This window comes from Ottowia cancrivicina, assembly GCF_029813755.1.
Classification (GTDB): Bacteria; Pseudomonadota; Gammaproteobacteria; order Burkholderiales; family Burkholderiaceae_C; genus Ottowia; species Ottowia massiliensis.
Genome location: NZ_JARVII010000027.1, coordinates 1 through 15,329, shown reverse-complemented (window position 1 = coordinate 15,329; position 15,329 = coordinate 1). Strand labels below are relative to the sequence as shown.

17 protein-coding genes are annotated in these 15,329 nt (G+C 64.1%); 12 read left to right on the top strand and 5 right to left on the bottom strand.

Features of this window, described 5'->3' with window-relative positions; genetic code table 11:
- Positions 1 to 45 precede the first annotated feature (45 nt).
- Both ribBA and QB898_RS10930 read right to left on the bottom strand, forming a co-directional pair.
- On the bottom strand, positions 46 to 1,251 hold the full coding sequence (gene ribBA, locus QB898_RS10935) for a bifunctional 3,4-dihydroxy-2-butanone-4-phosphate synthase/GTP cyclohydrolase II (RefSeq protein ID WP_102283224.1): 1,206 nt from the start codon (positions 1,249 to 1,251) through the stop codon (positions 46 to 48).
- Positions 1,252 to 1,362: 111 nt separating this feature from the next.
- Positions 1,363 to 1,683, bottom strand: a complete 321-nt coding sequence (locus QB898_RS10930) for a hypothetical protein (RefSeq protein WP_279524982.1) — start codon at positions 1,681 to 1,683, stop codon at positions 1,363 to 1,365.
- A 287-nt stretch (positions 1,684 to 1,970) separates the two neighbouring features.
- Here QB898_RS10930 and QB898_RS10925 point away from each other — a divergent pair, with 287 nt between their 5' ends.
- On the top strand, positions 1,971 to 2,393 hold the full coding sequence (locus QB898_RS10925; protein WP_050715587.1) for an OsmC family protein: 423 nt from the start codon (positions 1,971 to 1,973) through the stop codon (positions 2,391 to 2,393).
- A gap of 49 nt (positions 2,394 to 2,442) precedes the next feature.
- On the opposite strand, the gene recA is transcribed toward QB898_RS10925, so the two are convergent.
- The gene (gene recA / locus QB898_RS10920; protein ID WP_102283225.1) at positions 2,443 to 3,579 is read right to left on the bottom strand and encodes a recombinase RecA; all 1,137 of its coding nucleotides are present in this window, start codon (positions 3,577 to 3,579) and stop codon (positions 2,443 to 2,445) included.
- A gap of 99 nt (positions 3,580 to 3,678) precedes the next feature.
- Between recA and QB898_RS10915 the strand changes: the two genes are divergently transcribed.
- Complete coding sequence (locus QB898_RS10915) at positions 3,679 to 3,864, top strand: hypothetical protein (RefSeq protein WP_279524981.1); 186 nt, start codon at positions 3,679 to 3,681, stop codon at positions 3,862 to 3,864.
- 67 nt (positions 3,865 to 3,931) lie between these two features.
- On the top strand, positions 3,932 to 6,010 hold the full coding sequence (locus QB898_RS10910) for a TonB-dependent copper receptor (protein WP_279524980.1): 2,079 nt from the start codon (positions 3,932 to 3,934) through the stop codon (positions 6,008 to 6,010).
- Positions 6,011 to 6,353: 343 nt separating this feature from the next.
- Here QB898_RS10910 and kdsB read toward each other — a convergent pair whose 3' ends face one another.
- Positions 6,354 to 7,130, bottom strand: a complete 777-nt coding sequence (kdsB, locus tag QB898_RS10905) for a 3-deoxy-manno-octulosonate cytidylyltransferase (protein WP_279524979.1) — start codon at positions 7,128 to 7,130, stop codon at positions 6,354 to 6,356.
- A gap of 15 nt (positions 7,131 to 7,145) precedes the next feature.
- Between kdsB and QB898_RS10900 the strand changes: the two genes are divergently transcribed.
- The 5 genes from QB898_RS10900 to QB898_RS10880 all read left to right on the top strand — a co-directional run bounded on the left by QB898_RS10900 (position 7,146) and on the right by QB898_RS10880 (position 11,262).
- Positions 7,146 to 7,412, top strand: a complete 267-nt coding sequence (locus QB898_RS10900) for a hypothetical protein (protein ID WP_279524978.1) — start codon at positions 7,146 to 7,148, stop codon at positions 7,410 to 7,412.
- Between the two features lie 85 nt (positions 7,413 to 7,497).
- Positions 7,498 to 8,499, top strand: coding sequence for a thiamine pyrophosphate-dependent dehydrogenase E1 component subunit alpha (locus tag QB898_RS10895; protein ID WP_279524977.1), 1,002 nt, complete (start codon positions 7,498 to 7,500; stop codon positions 8,497 to 8,499).
- Complete coding sequence (locus QB898_RS10890) at positions 8,496 to 9,488, top strand: alpha-ketoacid dehydrogenase subunit beta (protein ID WP_279524976.1); 993 nt, start codon at positions 8,496 to 8,498, stop codon at positions 9,486 to 9,488. The genes QB898_RS10895 and QB898_RS10890 overlap by 4 nt, the downstream gene beginning before the upstream one ends.
- 199 nt (positions 9,489 to 9,687) lie before the next feature.
- Positions 9,688 to 10,701 (top strand): DctP family TRAP transporter solute-binding subunit, encoded by a 1,014-nt coding sequence (locus QB898_RS10885; protein WP_428982807.1) that lies wholly within the window; start codon positions 9,688 to 9,690, stop codon positions 10,699 to 10,701.
- A 9-nt stretch (positions 10,702 to 10,710) separates the two neighbouring features.
- Positions 10,711 to 11,262 (top strand): TRAP transporter small permease, encoded by a 552-nt coding sequence (locus QB898_RS10880; protein ID WP_279524974.1) that lies wholly within the window; start codon positions 10,711 to 10,713, stop codon positions 11,260 to 11,262.
- A gap of 211 nt (positions 11,263 to 11,473) precedes the next feature.
- Here the strand turns inward: QB898_RS10880 and glmM are convergent, their stop codons facing one another.
- Positions 11,474 to 12,829, bottom strand: a complete 1,356-nt coding sequence (glmM, locus tag QB898_RS10875; RefSeq protein ID WP_279524973.1) for a phosphoglucosamine mutase — start codon at positions 12,827 to 12,829, stop codon at positions 11,474 to 11,476.
- Between the two features lie 213 nt (positions 12,830 to 13,042).
- Here glmM and QB898_RS10870 point away from each other — a divergent pair, with 213 nt between their 5' ends.
- The 4 genes from QB898_RS10870 to QB898_RS10855 form a co-directional block, all read left to right on the top strand.
- On the top strand, positions 13,043 to 13,618 hold the full coding sequence (locus QB898_RS10870) for a YceD family protein (RefSeq protein ID WP_279524972.1): 576 nt from the start codon (positions 13,043 to 13,045) through the stop codon (positions 13,616 to 13,618).
- A gap of 107 nt (positions 13,619 to 13,725) precedes the next feature.
- A complete protein-coding gene (gene rpmF, locus QB898_RS10865) occupies positions 13,726 to 13,908 on the top strand; it encodes a 50S ribosomal protein L32 (protein WP_050715576.1) in 183 nt (60 codons plus the stop codon).
- A 246-nt stretch (positions 13,909 to 14,154) separates the two neighbouring features.
- On the top strand, positions 14,155 to 14,715 hold the full coding sequence (locus QB898_RS10860; protein WP_279524971.1) for a DNA polymerase: 561 nt from the start codon (positions 14,155 to 14,157) through the stop codon (positions 14,713 to 14,715).
- Positions 14,716 to 14,760: 45 nt separating this feature from the next.
- The coding region (locus QB898_RS10855; RefSeq protein WP_279524970.1) for a hypothetical protein at positions 14,761 to 15,329 on the top strand (569 nt) is incomplete at its 3' end.

The window sequence follows — 15,329 nt, the reverse complement described above, 5'->3', positions numbered from 1 at the left end:
CAGTTCAGTGGGATGAATAAGGCAGGAGCAGCCGACGCAGCGGCTTCAGCCTTGCGCCTGCGGCTCTTGCTGCGGTGAAAGATGCCCCGTCACCTCCAGCCCGAAGCCGCCGGCCATGCTCGGCAGGCGGCGCGGCATGCCCAGCAGCTGCATGCGGCGCACGCCCAGCTCGCGCAGGATTTGCGCGCCCACGCCGTAGCTGCGCAAATCCATGCGTCCGCGCTCGGGCGCGTGGCTGGCGCGCGCCTTGCCCTCAAACTGCGCCAGCAGCTGATCGGCGCTTTCGCCGCAATTGAGCAGCACGGCCACGCCGCGCCCAGTCTTGGCGATGAAGGCCAGGCTCGCATCCACACTCCAGGAGTGCATGGCGCGGCCCGGCTCCAGCGCGTCCAGCACCGAAAGCGGCTCGTGCACGCGCACGGGCACTTCTTCATCAGGCTGCCACTGGCCTTTGGTCAGCGTCAGATGCAGCGCGCCGCTGGGCGTATCGCGCCACAGCTGCGCCATGAACTCGCCATGCGCCGTCATCATGGGGCGCGCGGCCACGCGGCTCACCAGCGTTTCATTGCGGCTGCGGTACTCAATCAAATCGGCAATCGTGCCGATCTTCAGCCCGTGCTGCGCGGCGAAAAGCTGCAAATCGGGCAGCCGCGCCATCGTGCCGTCGGCATTCATGATTTCGCAAATAACGGCAGCGGGCGTGCAGCCGGCCATGCGCGTCAAATCGCACCCGGCCTCGGTGTGCCCGGCGCGCATCAGCACGCCGCCTTGCACGGCCTGAATGGGAAACACATGCCCCGGCTGCACCAGGTCTTGCGGCCTGGCCTGCCGCGCCACCGCCGTTTTGATGGTGCGCGCGCGGTCGGCGGCTGAAATGCCGGTGGTCACGCCCTCGGCCGCCTCGATAGACGTGGTGAAAGCCGTGCCATAACGCGCGCCGTTGTGCTGGCTCATGGGCGACAGGCCTAGCTGCTGGCAGCGCTCTTGCGTGAGCGTCAGGCAAATCAGCCCGCGCGCGTGCGTGGCCATGAAGTTGATGGCCTCCGGCGTCACGAAATCGGCCGCCAGCACCAGATCGCCCTCGTTCTCGCGGTCTTCCTCGTCCACCAGAATCACCATGCGGCCGGCCTTGAGTTCCGCCACGATTTCATGCACTGGCGCAATACCCTGCGCCACGGGCTGCAAGCCTTGCCGGGCGGCAATTTCACGCGCGGCTGCGCTGGAAGCTGGAAGTGCGGAGATATCAGACATGACCGGGATTATTTCAATGAGCGGAATACGGCAAAAGCGCCGCGAAAAATGGTGAATTGTAGCGCCGCCCCTCTTTGCCTTCTTTGCGCCCTGCCATCCATGCCTTGTTTTTCAATCAGACGCAGGGCGGAACACAAAAGGCGCCGATTTGTTTTGCGGCATTTTCAGGTCATTATCAAAAATCAGTCCGCCAATGCCGTTGATTTTCAAAATTTTCCGAAATTCATTTTCATGAAAACAAATGCGCAACCGGGCAAAAAGAACGCCGGGGTGTGGCAGCGAATCAGAATGCGTTGGCAAGGCGCGAGCCGCAGGCAAGCCTGATGAATCACACGCTGCCCGGCGAAGCGTTTGCAACACCCACGAGTGCCCGAGTCCGCACTTTTCGCCGCAGACAAGCAGCAAACAGGCGCTCAGGCTGGCTTCACCCATTCAAGAACATCAAAAAAGGAGCAAATCCAGGGGTATGAAAATGCCGTTCTGCGCTTTATGCACTAGGACGTCTAGCTATAAATAGAAGAGCTAATCAGCGGCGCCCTGATGCCCGGCCTGGATTCAGGCACTTGAGGCGGCTGGGCGGCTTGCTCTTTGCCAGCGCGCGGGAAACAGCCTGGCTCCGGCGCTGCCGGAAAATGCGCCCGGGCCGCTCTCACACGCTGCTTTTTACGCGGGCGGCCCGCCGTTCGAATTGCACGAAACCATCTTGCCAGGAGACCAACATGAACCATCCTCACGCCGCTGTCGCCGTCACCCAGCTGCCGCAGCCTTACCGCGTTCAGCTGAATGACAACCTGGGCCACCAATGGCTGTCTGACGAGCCTGAAGACGCAGGCGGCCAGAACACGGCCACCACGCCTGACCGCATGCTGCTGGGCGCGCTGGGCGCCTGCACCGCCATCACCTTGCGCATGTACGCCCAGCGCAAAGGCTGGCCGCTGACCGGCGTGACGGTGGATTTGCAGCTCAATCCCCAGGGCAAGCCCGAGGCGGGCGCGGGCAATGACATCGCGCGCGTGATCCGGCTGGAGGGTGATCTGGATGCCGGACAGCGCGCCCGCCTGATGCAAATTGCCGATGCCTGCCCCGTTCACAAGCTGCTAACGGGCCAAGTGCGCGTCAGCACAACGGAAGCAGCGGCCTGAGAGGCTGTCCTTTGAACAGGTTTTCAGAGCCTGTTCCCATGGCAGCGCCTCATGGCTGCGGCGCAGCGGCTTCGCCCTCGCCGCCATCGGCAGCGGCTTTGCGGCCCTTGGCGGGCTTGGCATCAAGGCCATCGGGTGCAGCCACGGCCGCTGGCCGCGCGGCAATGCCCAGCGACTCGCGCACCTTGTTCTCGATTTCGCGCGCCAGCTCCGGGTTTTCGCGCAGGAAAGTGCGGGCGTTGTCGCGGCCCTGGCCGATTTTTTCGCCCTGGTAGGCGTACCAGGCGCCAGACTTTTCCACCACCTTGGCTTCCACGCCCATGTCGATGATTTCGCCTTCGCGGCTGATGCCCTGGCCGTAGAGGATGTCGAACTGCGCCTGCTTGAAAGGCGGGCTGACTTTGTTTTTCACCACCTTCACGCGCGTTTCATTGCCAATCGGCTCCTCGCCCTTCTTGATGGAGCCAGTGCGGCGGATGTCCAGCCGCACCGAGGCGTAGAACTTCAGCGCGTTGCCGCCCGTGGTGGTTTCGGGGCTGCCGAACATCACGCCAATCTTCATGCGAATCTGGTTGATGAAGATCACCGTGCAGTTGGTGCGGTTGATGCTGGCCGTGAGCTTGCGCAGCGCCTGGCTCATCAGGCGCGCTTGCAGGCCGGGCAGGCTGTCGCCCATGTCGCCCTCGATTTCGGCCTTGGGCACCAGCGCCGCCACCGAGTCCACAACCACCAGGTCCACCGCGCCGGAGCGCACCAGCGAATCGACGATTTCCAGCGCCTGCTCGCCCGTGTCGGGCTGGCTGATGAGAATGTCCGAGAGTTTGACGCCCAGTTTTTCGGCGTAGCTGGTGTCCAGCGCGTGCTCGGCGTCGATGAAAGCGCAGGTGCCGCCGAGTTTTTGCATTTCGGCCACCACTTGCAGCGTGAGCGTGGTTTTGCCGCTGGATTCAGGCCCGAAGATTTCAATCACCCGCCCGCGCGGCAGCCCGCCCACGCCCAGCGCCACATCCAGCCCCAGCGAGCCGGTGGACACCACCTGGATGTCTTCCGCCTTCTCGCCCTCGCCCAGCCGCATGATCGCGCCCTTGCCAAACTGCTTTTCAATCTGCGCCAGCGCGGCTTGCAGCGCCTTGGCTTTTTCTTCAGCGGCATTGGCAGGCGGCGCGTTCTTCGGGGCAGTGCTCATGTGTGTTCCTCGGTCAAAGTGTGAAGGCGGGGACTGTAGCAGGCGGCCTGCGCCCGCATGCGGGGAGTGCGGGCTGGCCGCCCCCGTCGAGGCCAGATCATGGGCAGGTTCTCAGACGGGCCGCGTGCATGGTTCCTGACGGAGGCGGCGCTGCTGGCAGGGATGATTGATTTCTGGCAAATGAATTCAGCGCGCAGCTGGATGAATTCACAAACATCAATTCATTTCCCGAGAAAATCAATCAATATCAAATCATGTTTGCCTTTATATATTGCCGCCGCCTGATTGAAAATGGTTTAAGCGGTTATTATCCGCTCACGGGTCGAAATTGCAGTTGAAAAGGATTTCGCAAATGAAAAAAGCCATTTTCTGTGCCCTATTGCCGCTGCTCGTTCAAGGCTTTCAGGCTGCGTGGGCTGAAGAAGGGAGCGCGGTGCGCAAACGCGCGGCGGATGAGGAAGAAGCCGCGCCGCAGCTGGCCACGGTGGTGGTACAGGGCCGGCGCGAGACGCCTGCTTTGCAAACGCAGGTTGAAACGCGTTCGGCCAGGCAGCCGCTGCAAAGCGCCGATGCGGCGCGCTTTCTGACGCGCATGCCGGGCTTTGCGGCGCTGCGCAAGGGCGGCGGAAACTCGGAGGCGGTGCTGCGCGGCATGTCTGGCTCGCGGCTGGGCATCCTGGCCGATGGCGTGGAGCTGTACGGCAGCTGCTGGCAGCGCATGGATTCGCCGCTGTCGTACATCTACCCTGATGCCTACGAGCAAGTCACACTCATCAAGGGGCCGCAAAGCGTGTCGCACGGCGCGGGCATGTCGGCAGGCGTGGTGGAGTTCAAGCGGCGCAGGCCCGTTTTCGAGCAGCCCGGCATCCGCTTTGACGGCGCGGCGCTGGCAGGCAGCTTCGGGCGCAATGACCAGATGGCCGAAGTGCTGGCAGGCCATGCGCAGTGGTACGGGCGCGTAGGCGCCACGCGCTCGGAAAGCCAGTCGTACAAAGACGGCGCGGGCCTGCGGGTGCATTCGGCCTGGCGGCGCTGGAGCGGCGATGCGGCGCTGGGCTGGACGCCTGACGCGCGCACGCTGCTGGAGCTGGCGGGCGGCGCCAGCGACGGGCAGGCGGACTATGCCGACCGCCACTCCGACGCCACGCGCCTGCACCGCGCCTGGTGGAAGCTGAAGCTGGAAAAACAGGCCGTCTCGCCCTGGGTCAAGCGCATTGACGCCTTCATCCACCACAGCCACGCCGATCATGTGATGGACAACTACAGCATGCGCACCATCCACCCTTCGTGGGAAGGCATCCTGATGGTGATGAACCCGCAAAACAAGCTGGATCAGGGGCGCTTGAGCGTGGATCTGGAGCCGGCGAAAAACGTGATCTGGACGCTGGGGCTGGACCGCCAGCGCGTGCGCACCTTCAACCGCATGGCCATGTTCTATCCCTCGCTGATGGGCGTGCCGGGCCTGCCGCCGGATGTGGTTGAGCGCAACACCACCGATTACCGCCGCATTGAATTGCAGAAGTACCACGACGTGACCAAGACCGGCGCTTTCACCGAGCTTTTGTGGCCGCTGAACGCAGCCAACACGCAGCGCCTGGCAGGCGGCGCGCGGCTGGACCGCGTGGAAATGGAAATGCCTTCAGTGAAAGCCGCTTCGCGGCGCACGCTGCGCAGCGGCTTTGTGCGCTACGAGCGCGACGTGCCGCAGTGGGGCAGCTTCTACGCGGGCCTGGGGCACAGCCAGCGCTTTCCCGACTACTGGGAATACATGTGGATCAACGAACGCGTGGGCGGCGCCAGCTATGCCAGCCTGCGGCCCGAGCGGCTCACGCAACTGGACGCGGGCTTTGCCATGCAGCGCGGGCGCTGGAGCGCCCAGGTGTCGGGCTTTTATGGCCGCTCCAGGGACTACCTGCTGTTTCACTGGCGGCCTGCCATCTTTGTGGAAAACATCGATGCCCGCCAGTTCGGACTGGAAGCCCAGGCGCACGCGCAAATCACGCCCGCCTGGTCGGCCGGCGCCTCGCTGGCCTGGGTGCGCGGCTTCAACCTCACGCGCCACACCAGCTTGCCCCAGCGCCCGCCGCTGACGGCCACGCTGGAGGCGCGCTACGCGCAAGGCGGCCTGTCGGCAGGCGTGAAGCTGCTGGCGGCCATGCGCCAAAAGCACATCGACTACGGCACGGGCGGCGTGGACGGCTTTGACCAAGGCCCCACGCCCGGCCATGCCACGGTGTCGCTCGACGCAAGCTGGCAGATCCGGCGCGGCCTGACGTTCAGCGCAGGCATCGACAACCTGTTCAACCGCCAATACAGCGAGCATCTGTCCGCAGGCGCCGCTCCAGGCACGCCCCGCTCGCTGGTCGAGCCGCTATCGCGCCTGAACGAGCCGGGCCGCGCCTTCTGGCTGCGTGTGAGCTACCGCTACTGAAAGCCCGCAAGCCTGGCCCGCAGTCTGTTCGTGGGCACGAAAAGCGCGAACGAAAAGCGCGGCCTCGGTGTGGACGTTGCGAACATCTCGCCGGGCTGCGGCTTGCGCCCTGTCGCCCTCCCCGGCTCCGATTCGCGCCTCTCACGCCCAGACAGTGAACAGGTTCTGTAGAAAGCGTTTGCCCGGCAGGCCGCAGAGACTTACCAGTTTTTCGCTCTTATATCCATAGCATTATGTCCTAGTGGATATTGCGCAAGACGGTGTTTTCGACCTCCTGAATTTGCTCCTGTTTTTGGCTTACCGCTGGCGGGCGGGGGCCGCGCTGAAAGCTCCGCTTCATCCGTCAGCCGCGCTGCTCCTGCGGCTGGCGCGCGAAAACGGCCCGCACGCGGGCCAGGTCCTCTGGCGTGTCCACTCCCGCGCCGGGCGCACTGGCAGTCATGTGCACGGCAATGCGGTGGCCGTGCCAGAGCGCGCGCAATTGCTCCAGCGATTCCGTCTGCTCAATGGGCGCGGGCGGCATTTGCGGAAAACCGCGCAGAAACGCCGCCCGGTAGCTGTAGATGCCAATGTGGCGCAGCGGCGCAGGCTGCGGCAGCGCGTGAATGCCGCTGGCAAAGCCATCGCGCCACCAGGGCAGCGGGGCGCGGCTGAAGGTCAGCGCCAGGCCCTGCGCGTCGGTTGCCACTTTCACCACATTGGGGTTCACGAAATCGGCCACGCTGTCGATGGCATGCGCGGCGGTGCCCATTTGCGCTGCGGGCATGGCGGGCAGCAGGGCGGCCACGGCGTCGATCAGCGCGGGGTCGATCAGCGGCTCGTCGCCTTGCACGTTCACCACCACGTCATCGCCATCCAGCCCCAGCAGGGCGCAGGCTTCGGCCAGCCGGTCGCTGCCGCTGGGGTGGCCGGCGCGGGTGCCCACGGCCCGCACGCCGTGCGCGGCGCAGGCGGCCAGGATTTCCGGCGCGTCCGCCGCCACCACCACTTGCGCGGCACGGCTTTGCAAGGCGCGCTCGGCCACGCGCACCACCAGGGGCTTGCCCGCCACATCAGCCAGAGGTTTGTTCGGCAGGCGCGTGGAAGCCAGGCGGGCGGGAATCAAAACGGTGTAAGTCATGATGGAGCAAAGCGAGTGGAAATGATGGTTTTGCGTGAATTGCATTATTCGATAAATATTCTATTGCGAATGCCTCCGGCGCGACAGGCTTATTTGTATTTCATTCGCGCAGCCATAAACGGAAAGATATTTGCCAAGTATTTATTGCAAGAACACAAATCCGGGCGAATGCATTTTCAGAAACGTCTTTTCCGGCAAAAGCGTGAAAAAGCGCGCGGGCGGCTCATCAGCCGCCGCGACGCAGGCGCGGCCCCGGCCGGCCGCCTTGCCGCGCGGCCATAAACATATGAGCAAACAGTCTGAAGCAGTCCTTTGCGCGGCAGGTCTGGCCAGGATAATTTGCCGCTTTGCCACCAAAGTCTTTTTCATGACCGATTTGCTTTCGCTGTATCGCACGATGGTGCGCATACGCGCTTTTGAAGATGCCGCCGAAGAGGCCAGCCAGGGCGGCGTGCAGGCCTGGGGCCTGAGCGCCTCGGCCAAGCCGGCGCTGGTGCGCGGGCCGCTGCATCTGTCCACGGGGCAGGAGGCCGTGCCGGCGGGGGTGTGTGCGCATTTGCGCCCTTCGGACCTCATCACGTCCACCCATCGCGGCCACGGCCACACGCTGGCCAAAGGGGCCGATCCGGCGCGCATGATGGCCGAGCTGTTTGGCCGCGCCACGGGCTACAACCAGGGCAAGGGCGGCTCCATGCACATTGCCGATTTTTCCGTGGGCATGCTGGGCGCCAACGGCGTGGTGGCTGCGGGCCTGGCCATAGCGGCAGGCGCTGCGCACGCGCTCAAGCAGCGCGGGCGGGGCGAGGTGGCCGTGAGTTTTTTTGGCGACGGGGCCATCAATCGCGGCCCCTTTCTGGAGGCGCTGAACTGGGCCGTGGTGTACGGGCTGCCCGTGCTCTTCGTGTGCGAGGACAACCGCATTTCCGCCACCACTGAATCGGCCCCCATGACAGGCGGCGAAGGCGCGAGCGGGCGCGCCGCCGCGCTGGGCGTGCCTGGCGTGAAGGTGGACGGCAATGACGTGCAGGCCGTCTGCCGCGAAGCGGGCCGCCTGATTGCCCAAGTGCGCGGCGGCAGCGGCCCGCGCCTGCTGCACGCCATGACCGAGCGGCAAAAGGGCCACGTCTCCGTCGATAAAGCCGCCTACCGCAAGCCGCAGGACGTGGAGCGCGCCCTGGCGGACGACCCCATCCGCCGCGCCCGCGCCGCGCTGGAGCGGCAGGGCCTGGCTGCGCAGGCCGATGCCATCGAGCGCGAGGCCAGGGCCGAAATTGACGCCGCCCTGGCCGCCGCCGAAGCCGCCCCTTTCCCCGCCCGCGAGGCGGCCTATCAGGAAATCGCCAACACCGGCGAAGGAGTCTGGAAATGACGCAAGCGCGCACCCTCACTTACGCGCAGGCCGCCGCGCTGGCGCTGGCTGAAGCCATGCAGGCCAATGAGCGCGTGCTCGCCCTGGGCGAAGACCTGGGCCGGGGCGGCGTGTTCGGCCAGTACCGCGATCCGGACGATCCGAACGGCCAGCCGCTGGTGAAACGCTTTGGCCCTGAACGCATCATGGACACACCCATTTCGGAGGCCGCCATCGTCGGCGCGGGCGTGGGCATGGCCCTGGCAGGCCTGCGCCCCGTGGTGGAGCTGCGCGTGGTTGATTTCGCGCTGTGCGCCATCGACGAAGTGGTGAACCAGGCCGCCAAAAACCGCTTCATGTTCGGCGGCCAGGGCCGCGTGCCGCTTGTCATGCGCATGCCCATCGGGCTGTGGAGCGCCTCCGCCGCGCAGCACTCGCAGTCGCTGGAAGCGTGGTTCGCGCACATACCGGGCCTGACCGTCGCCGCCCCCGCCACGCCCGCCGACAACTACGGCCTGCTGCACGCGGCGCTGGCCAGCGGCGACCCCGTGGTTTACATGGAGCACAAGGAACTCTGGAGCCGCCAGGGCGAAGTGCCCGCAGGCCATGCCGTGCCGCTGGGCAAGGCCGCCCGCCTGCACGAAGGGCAGGACTTGCTCATCGTCGCCTGGTCGCGCCAGGCCCTTGTGGCGCAAGAAGCCGCGCAGCAACTGGCGCAGCAAGGCATACACGCCGAAGTGCTGGACTTGCGCACCCTCTGGCCCTGGGACCAGGGCGCCGTGCTTGAAGCCGCCGCCCGCACGGGCCGCGTGCTCGTCACCCATGAGGCCGTGCAGGTTGCCGGCTTTGGCGCCGAAGTGGCCGCCACGGTGGCTGAACACACCGGCGCCAAAGTCGCCCGCCTGGGCGCGCCCCGCATTCCCGTGGGCTACGCGCCCGCGCTGGAAGACGAGTCGCGCGTGGGAGCGGAAAAAGTGGCCGCAGCGGCCCGTGCGCTGCTGCGGCGGTGAGGCCGCGCATTGCTGGCGCAAAGCCCCATTCACTTCAAATTTGATAGCTGCCCGCGCAGATTCCACGGGGACCAACGGCCTTTTTGGCACTGATTTCAGCACTGCCCTCAATCCTGTTTCCAGCCCTGATGCCGCACGGCCTCTTCCCTCTCTTTTCCTTGTTGGAGCAACACCTATGAAACCCGTTTTCAAAATCCTGATGACTGCTTTGGCCGCTGCTGCCACGCTGGCCGCCGCGCCCGCCGTATGGGCGCAAGGCCCGTACAAGCCGGAATACCGGATGTCCACCAATGTGAACAATGCCTTTGCGCTGGGGCGCGGGGCCGAGCTGTGGGCGAAGCTGGTGAATGAGCGCACGAACGGGCGCATTCATGTGAAGTGGTATCCCGGCTCTTCGCTGGTGGGCGGCGAGACCACGCGCGAATTCACGGCGCTGCGGCAGGGCACGCTGGATTTCAATGTGTCCTCGGTCATCAACTGGGCGCCGCACATCAAGGAGCTAAATCTGTTTTTGCTGCCGTTTCTGGTGCCGGATGAAAAGGCGTTTGACGCACTGATTGACGGCGAAGTGGGCAAGGAGCTTTTCGCGCTGGTGGAAAAGCGCGGCGTGGTGCCGCTGGCCTGGGGTGAAAATGGCGCGCGTGAAATCAGCAATTCAAAGCGTGAAATCCGCAAGCCGGAAGATTTGAAGGGCATGAAATTCCGCACGGTCGGCTCGCCCATTTTCAATGACATTTACGCGGCGCTGGGAGCCAACCCCACGCAAATGTCATTTGCCGATGCGCAGCCGGCGCTGCAAAGCGGCGCGGTGGACGGGCAGGAAAACCCGGTTTCCATCTTCGTGGCGGCCAAAATGACGGGGCTGAACCAGAAATATCTGACCAAATGGAATTACGTGAATGACCCGCTGGTTTTCGCCGTCTCGCAAAAAGCATGGAAGAGCTGGTCGCCTGAAGACCAGAAAATCGTGCGCGAGGCGGCCATTGAAGCGGCCAGGGCTGAAATCGCCGATGCCCGCAAGGGCGTGACGGGCAGCGACGACGCGCTGCTGAAAGAGGCCGCCGCCGCTGGCGCGAAGGTGACAGTGCTCACGCCCGGGGAGCAGCAAGCTTTCGCGCGCGCCACGCAGCCGGTGATCGAGAAGTGGACGCCCGTGATTGGCGCTGACCTGGTGCGCAAGGCGCAGCAGGCAGTGGCCGCTTCGCGCCAGTAAGGGCCGGCCATGAGCGAAAGGCAAATGCAATCGCCCGCCATGCCGCCCGCCAATATGCCGCCCGATATGCCGCCTGTTGCGCCAGAGGCGGGCGGCCCGGCGGCGCGCCCGCCGCGCCCTTTTCATGTGGAGGAGGCGGTGGCCGCAGCCATCATGGCGGCGCTGTGCCTGATCACGCTGGCGAATGTGCTCACGCGCTACCTCAGCAGCATTTCGCTGGCGTTCACGGAAGAGTTCTCGGTGTTTCTGCTGGTGGCGCTCACCTTCGTGGGCGCGGCCACGGCGTTCACGCGCGGGCATCACCTGGCCATCACTTTTCTGGCGGACAAGTTGCCGCCGCGCTGGCGGCGCTGGCAGCGGCGCTTCGCCTTGCTGTGCGCGCTGGCGGTGTTTGGCGTGCTGGCCTGGCAGGGGGCGCTGATGTTCTGGGACGACTATGAAACCGGCGTGACTTCCCCCGGCCTGGGCCTGCCGCAGTGGTGGTACACGCTGTCGGTGCCGGTGCTTTCCCTGCTGGTGGCGCTGCGCATCGCGCAGCAGCTTTTCAGGCGCACGCCGTGAACGTCTGGCTCAAATACGCCACTACGGCCGCCGTTCAGGGCTGTTGATTGCGCAGGGAAATTCTGTTCAGAAGTTTGGCCCGCAAGGGGTGAAGGAGCGTGAAGAAGCGGATTGGGATGGGCTGCAAGGCTCAAACCACAGACGGGCTTGGGTTGCCCGGCGAAGATTCGCAACGCCGCATAGCGCCCAAGGCCGCGCCAGCTACGGGCTTTCAGCCCGCCCGCAAGGCATCGGCCAGCGACTGGGCCAGGCGCTGGGCCTGGGCGGCATCGGGGCACTCGACCATCACACGCACCAGCGGCTCGGTGCCGCTGGCGCGAATGAGCACGCGGCCCGCGCGGCCCAATTCGGCTTCGGCGGCGCGCGTGGCCTGTTGCAGGCGGGGGTTGTTTTGCCAGTCTTGGCCGGGGGCCAGGCGCACGTTGATGAGCGGCTGCGGAAAAAGCTGCACGCCTGCCAGCGCCTCGGCCAGCGTGCGGCCCGTTTGCACCAGCGCGTGGAGCACTTGCAAGGCGCTGACGATGCCGTCGCCCGTGGTGTGCTTGTCCAGCACGAGCAGGTGGCCCGATCCTTCGCCGCCCAGCGGCCAGCGGCGCGCCATCAGTTCTTCGAGCACGTAGCGGTCGCCCACTTTCGCGCGCACGAGTTGCAGGCCGCGCTGTTGCAGCGCCAGTTCCACGGCCATGTTGGTCATGAGCGTGCCCACCACGCCCGCCAGGAGCGCGCCTTGCTCCAGCCGGTGCAGCGCCAGCAGGTAAAGCAGCTCGTCGCCGGTGTAAAGGCGCCCGTGCCCATCCACCATTTGCAGGCGGTCGGCGTCGCCATCCAGCGCAATGCCGATGTGCGCGCCATGCTGGCGCACGGCCTGCTGCAAGGCCTGCGGGTGCGTGGCGCCCACGCCGTCGTTGATGTTCAGGCCGTCAGGCTGGTTGCCAATGGCGATGACTTCGGCCCCCAGCTCGTGAAAAACGGCAGGGGCGATCTGGTAGGCCGCGCCGTGGGCGGCGTCCACCACGATCTTCAGCCCGCGCAGGCTTAAATCTGCGCCGAAAGTGCTTTTGCAGAACTCGATGTAGCGGCCCGCCGCGTCGTCCAGCCGGCGCGAGCGGCCCAGCGCGGCCGATTCCACCCATTGCGGGGCTTCTTGCAGCGCCGCTTCCACTTGCTGCTCCCATTCGTCGGGCAGCTTGGCGCCATCGGCGCTGAAAAACTTGATGCCGTTGTCGGCGTAGCGGTTGTGGCTGGCACTGATGACCACGCCCAGGCTGGCGCGCTGCGCCCGCGTGAGGTAGGCCACGGCGGGCGTGGGCACGGGGCCGAGCAGCAGCGCGCCCACGCCAGCGGAGTTCAGGCCCGATTCGAGCGCGCTTTCCAGCATGTAGCCGGAAATGCGCGTGTCTTTGCCAATGAGCACGAGCGGGCTGCCTGACTGGCCTTGTGCGCTTTGTGACTGGCGCTTGAGCACGCGGCCCACGGCGTGCCCCAGGCGCAGCACGAAATCAGGCGTGATGGGCGGCTGCCCCACCGTGCCGCGTATGCCGTCGGTGCCGAAATACTGGCGGGTCATGATCCGGAAAGTCCTTTTGCGAAGAAGCGAAGGCGCGATTGTCTAGGACGGCTGCATACATCAAAAACAGGAGCAAATTCATGGCTCTGAAATACCGCTCTGCGCACATTTCACTAGGACATCTCGCTATTAATCAAGTAGCGTAAGCTGACCGGAAATGAACGCCATTCCCGGCCAGCACGGAACGCAGGCCGCCCGCCCTACACTCCCCCGATGCAATCCGACTACGCCCCCGAATCCCTTGACGTGGCCTCTTTCTCGGCCACGGCCAGCCGCCTGCAGGGCGTCAGCCCGCTGGAGCAATACCCGCGCCTGGCGCAAGACTGCCTGCCTGCGCCGGAAGGCGTGCAGGTGCGCTGGCTGGCCCGTGGTCTGCGGCTGGCGCTGCCAGGCGCGGGCGTGCTGCCCGCCCTGCACCTGCAAGCGCAGGCCGAGCTGCCGCTGGCCTGCCAGCTGTGCCTGGGCAGCGTGCGCACGCCCGTGACGGTGGACCGGCGCTTTGCCTTCGCCGCCAGCGAAGAAGCCGCAGCCCGGCTGGACGAACAGGCCGAAGACGTGGATGTGCTGGCGCTCGCGCCCCGGCTGAATCTGCACGCCCTGATTGAAGACGAGCTGCTGATGGCGCTGCCGCTGACGCCGCGCCACGCAAACGCCTGCCCGGAACACGTGCCCATGTCGGCCCAGTCCGAAGGCTTTGACGCGGCGGCCCGCCGCCCCAGCCCGTTTGCCGCGCTGGCCGCGCTCAAGGACGGAAGCGAGAGCGGCCCTGCCAATGGCGCGAAAGCGTGAGCTGGCTATAATCCGCCGCTTTGGCATCTCGGTGCCAGCTCGTTTTTCCATCTCTTTCACGCTCTGCCGCCCGCGCCGCGCTGGCGGCAGTTTCACAAGGAGCCATCATGGCTGTTCAACAGAACAAAAAATCGCCTTCCAAGCGCGGAATGCACCGCTCGCACAATGCCCTCACCGCCCCCGGCATTGCAGAAGAACCCACCACGGGCGAAATCCACCTGCGCCACCACATCAGCCCCAACGGCTTTTACCGTGGCCGCCAGGTCATCAAGCCCAAGTCGCAAGACTGAAGCGAGTCTTTCCGGCAGCAGAAATCAGGCTGCCAGCGGCGCTCCCGTCATCCCAAAGGCCCGGCACTACGCCTGATCTGCGTAGCCTCCGGGCCTTCGTTGTTCATGGAACCGGCATTTCATGGGGCGGGCGGGCCTCTTGGAACCTGTTCAAAGTCTGCCCGTGAGTGTGAAAAGCGCGGCCTCGGGCAGCCTGCGGCGTTGCACATCCTTGCCGTGTCCTAAGGCCCGTCTGCGGTTTGCACCTTGCAGCTCATTCCGATTCCCGGGCTTTCGCCCCTCACAGCCAAACTCTGCCAAAACCATCAACTTCGCGGCTTGATTGACGGTATGGGCCAATACGGCCTCGCCAAGTCGCTGGGTATAGGCAGCCTGTCCGCCAAAACCTTCATCGCCCTCTACCCCGGCGTCGCCGAATACATGCAGCGCACCAAAGAACAAGCCGCAGCCCAAGGCTTCGTCGAGAACCCGTCCGGCCGCCGCCTCTACCTGCCCAACATCCGCAACAAAAACGCCACCGCCCGCGCCGGAGCCGAACGCGCCGCCATCAACACCTCCATGCAAGGCGCCGCATCCGACCTCATCAAACGCGCCATGACAGACATATCCCGCTGGCTTTCAGACGGCCTGAAAAGCAAATTGATGATGCAGGTGCATGACGAACTGGTGCTGAACGCGCCTGAAATCAAACTGGATTTAGTCAAAGAAAAACTGCCGCAGATGATGGCGAAAGTGGATGAAGGGATATTGAAAGTGCCGCTGATAGCAGAGGTTGGCGCGGGTATGAATTGGGGAAAAGCACATTGAGATTGTGCAGTATTCAAGAGATTGTTTTAAAAAGGGAATAAAACGATGAGTATTCAAAGTTTAATTAAAGAAGGCATAGATTTATTCAGGGATAAGAAATTTAATGAAGCAATTACAAAACTGAGCCAGGCTTTAAATCAAATTGAAAATAAAAATAGCCAGATTCAGGAACAAAATAATATTCAGTTCTGGCTTGGTCGTTGCTATTTTGAGCAGGCGATGAAAGCCAAAGGTGAGGCTTCTAAACGGTTGTTTGAACAGGCAATTGAACACCACCAACAGCAATCGAGGCTTACCGAACAGTTGGAGGGCGAAAACGGTATTCAGGGACAGATCAATGTCCAATTTTGGTTAGGCCACTGCTATTTAGAGCAGGCGATAAAAGCCAAAGGTGAGGCTTCTACACGATTGTTTGAACAGGCAATTGAACACCACCAACAGCAATTGAGGCTTGCTAAACAGCTGGAGGACGAAAACGGTATTCAGGAACAGATCAATGCCCAACATTTGTTAGGCCAATGCTATTTTGAGCAGGCGATGAAAGCTGAAGGAGAGGCTTCTGAACAGTTGTTTGGACAGGCCGTTAAACACCACCAGCAGCAATTGAGGCTTGC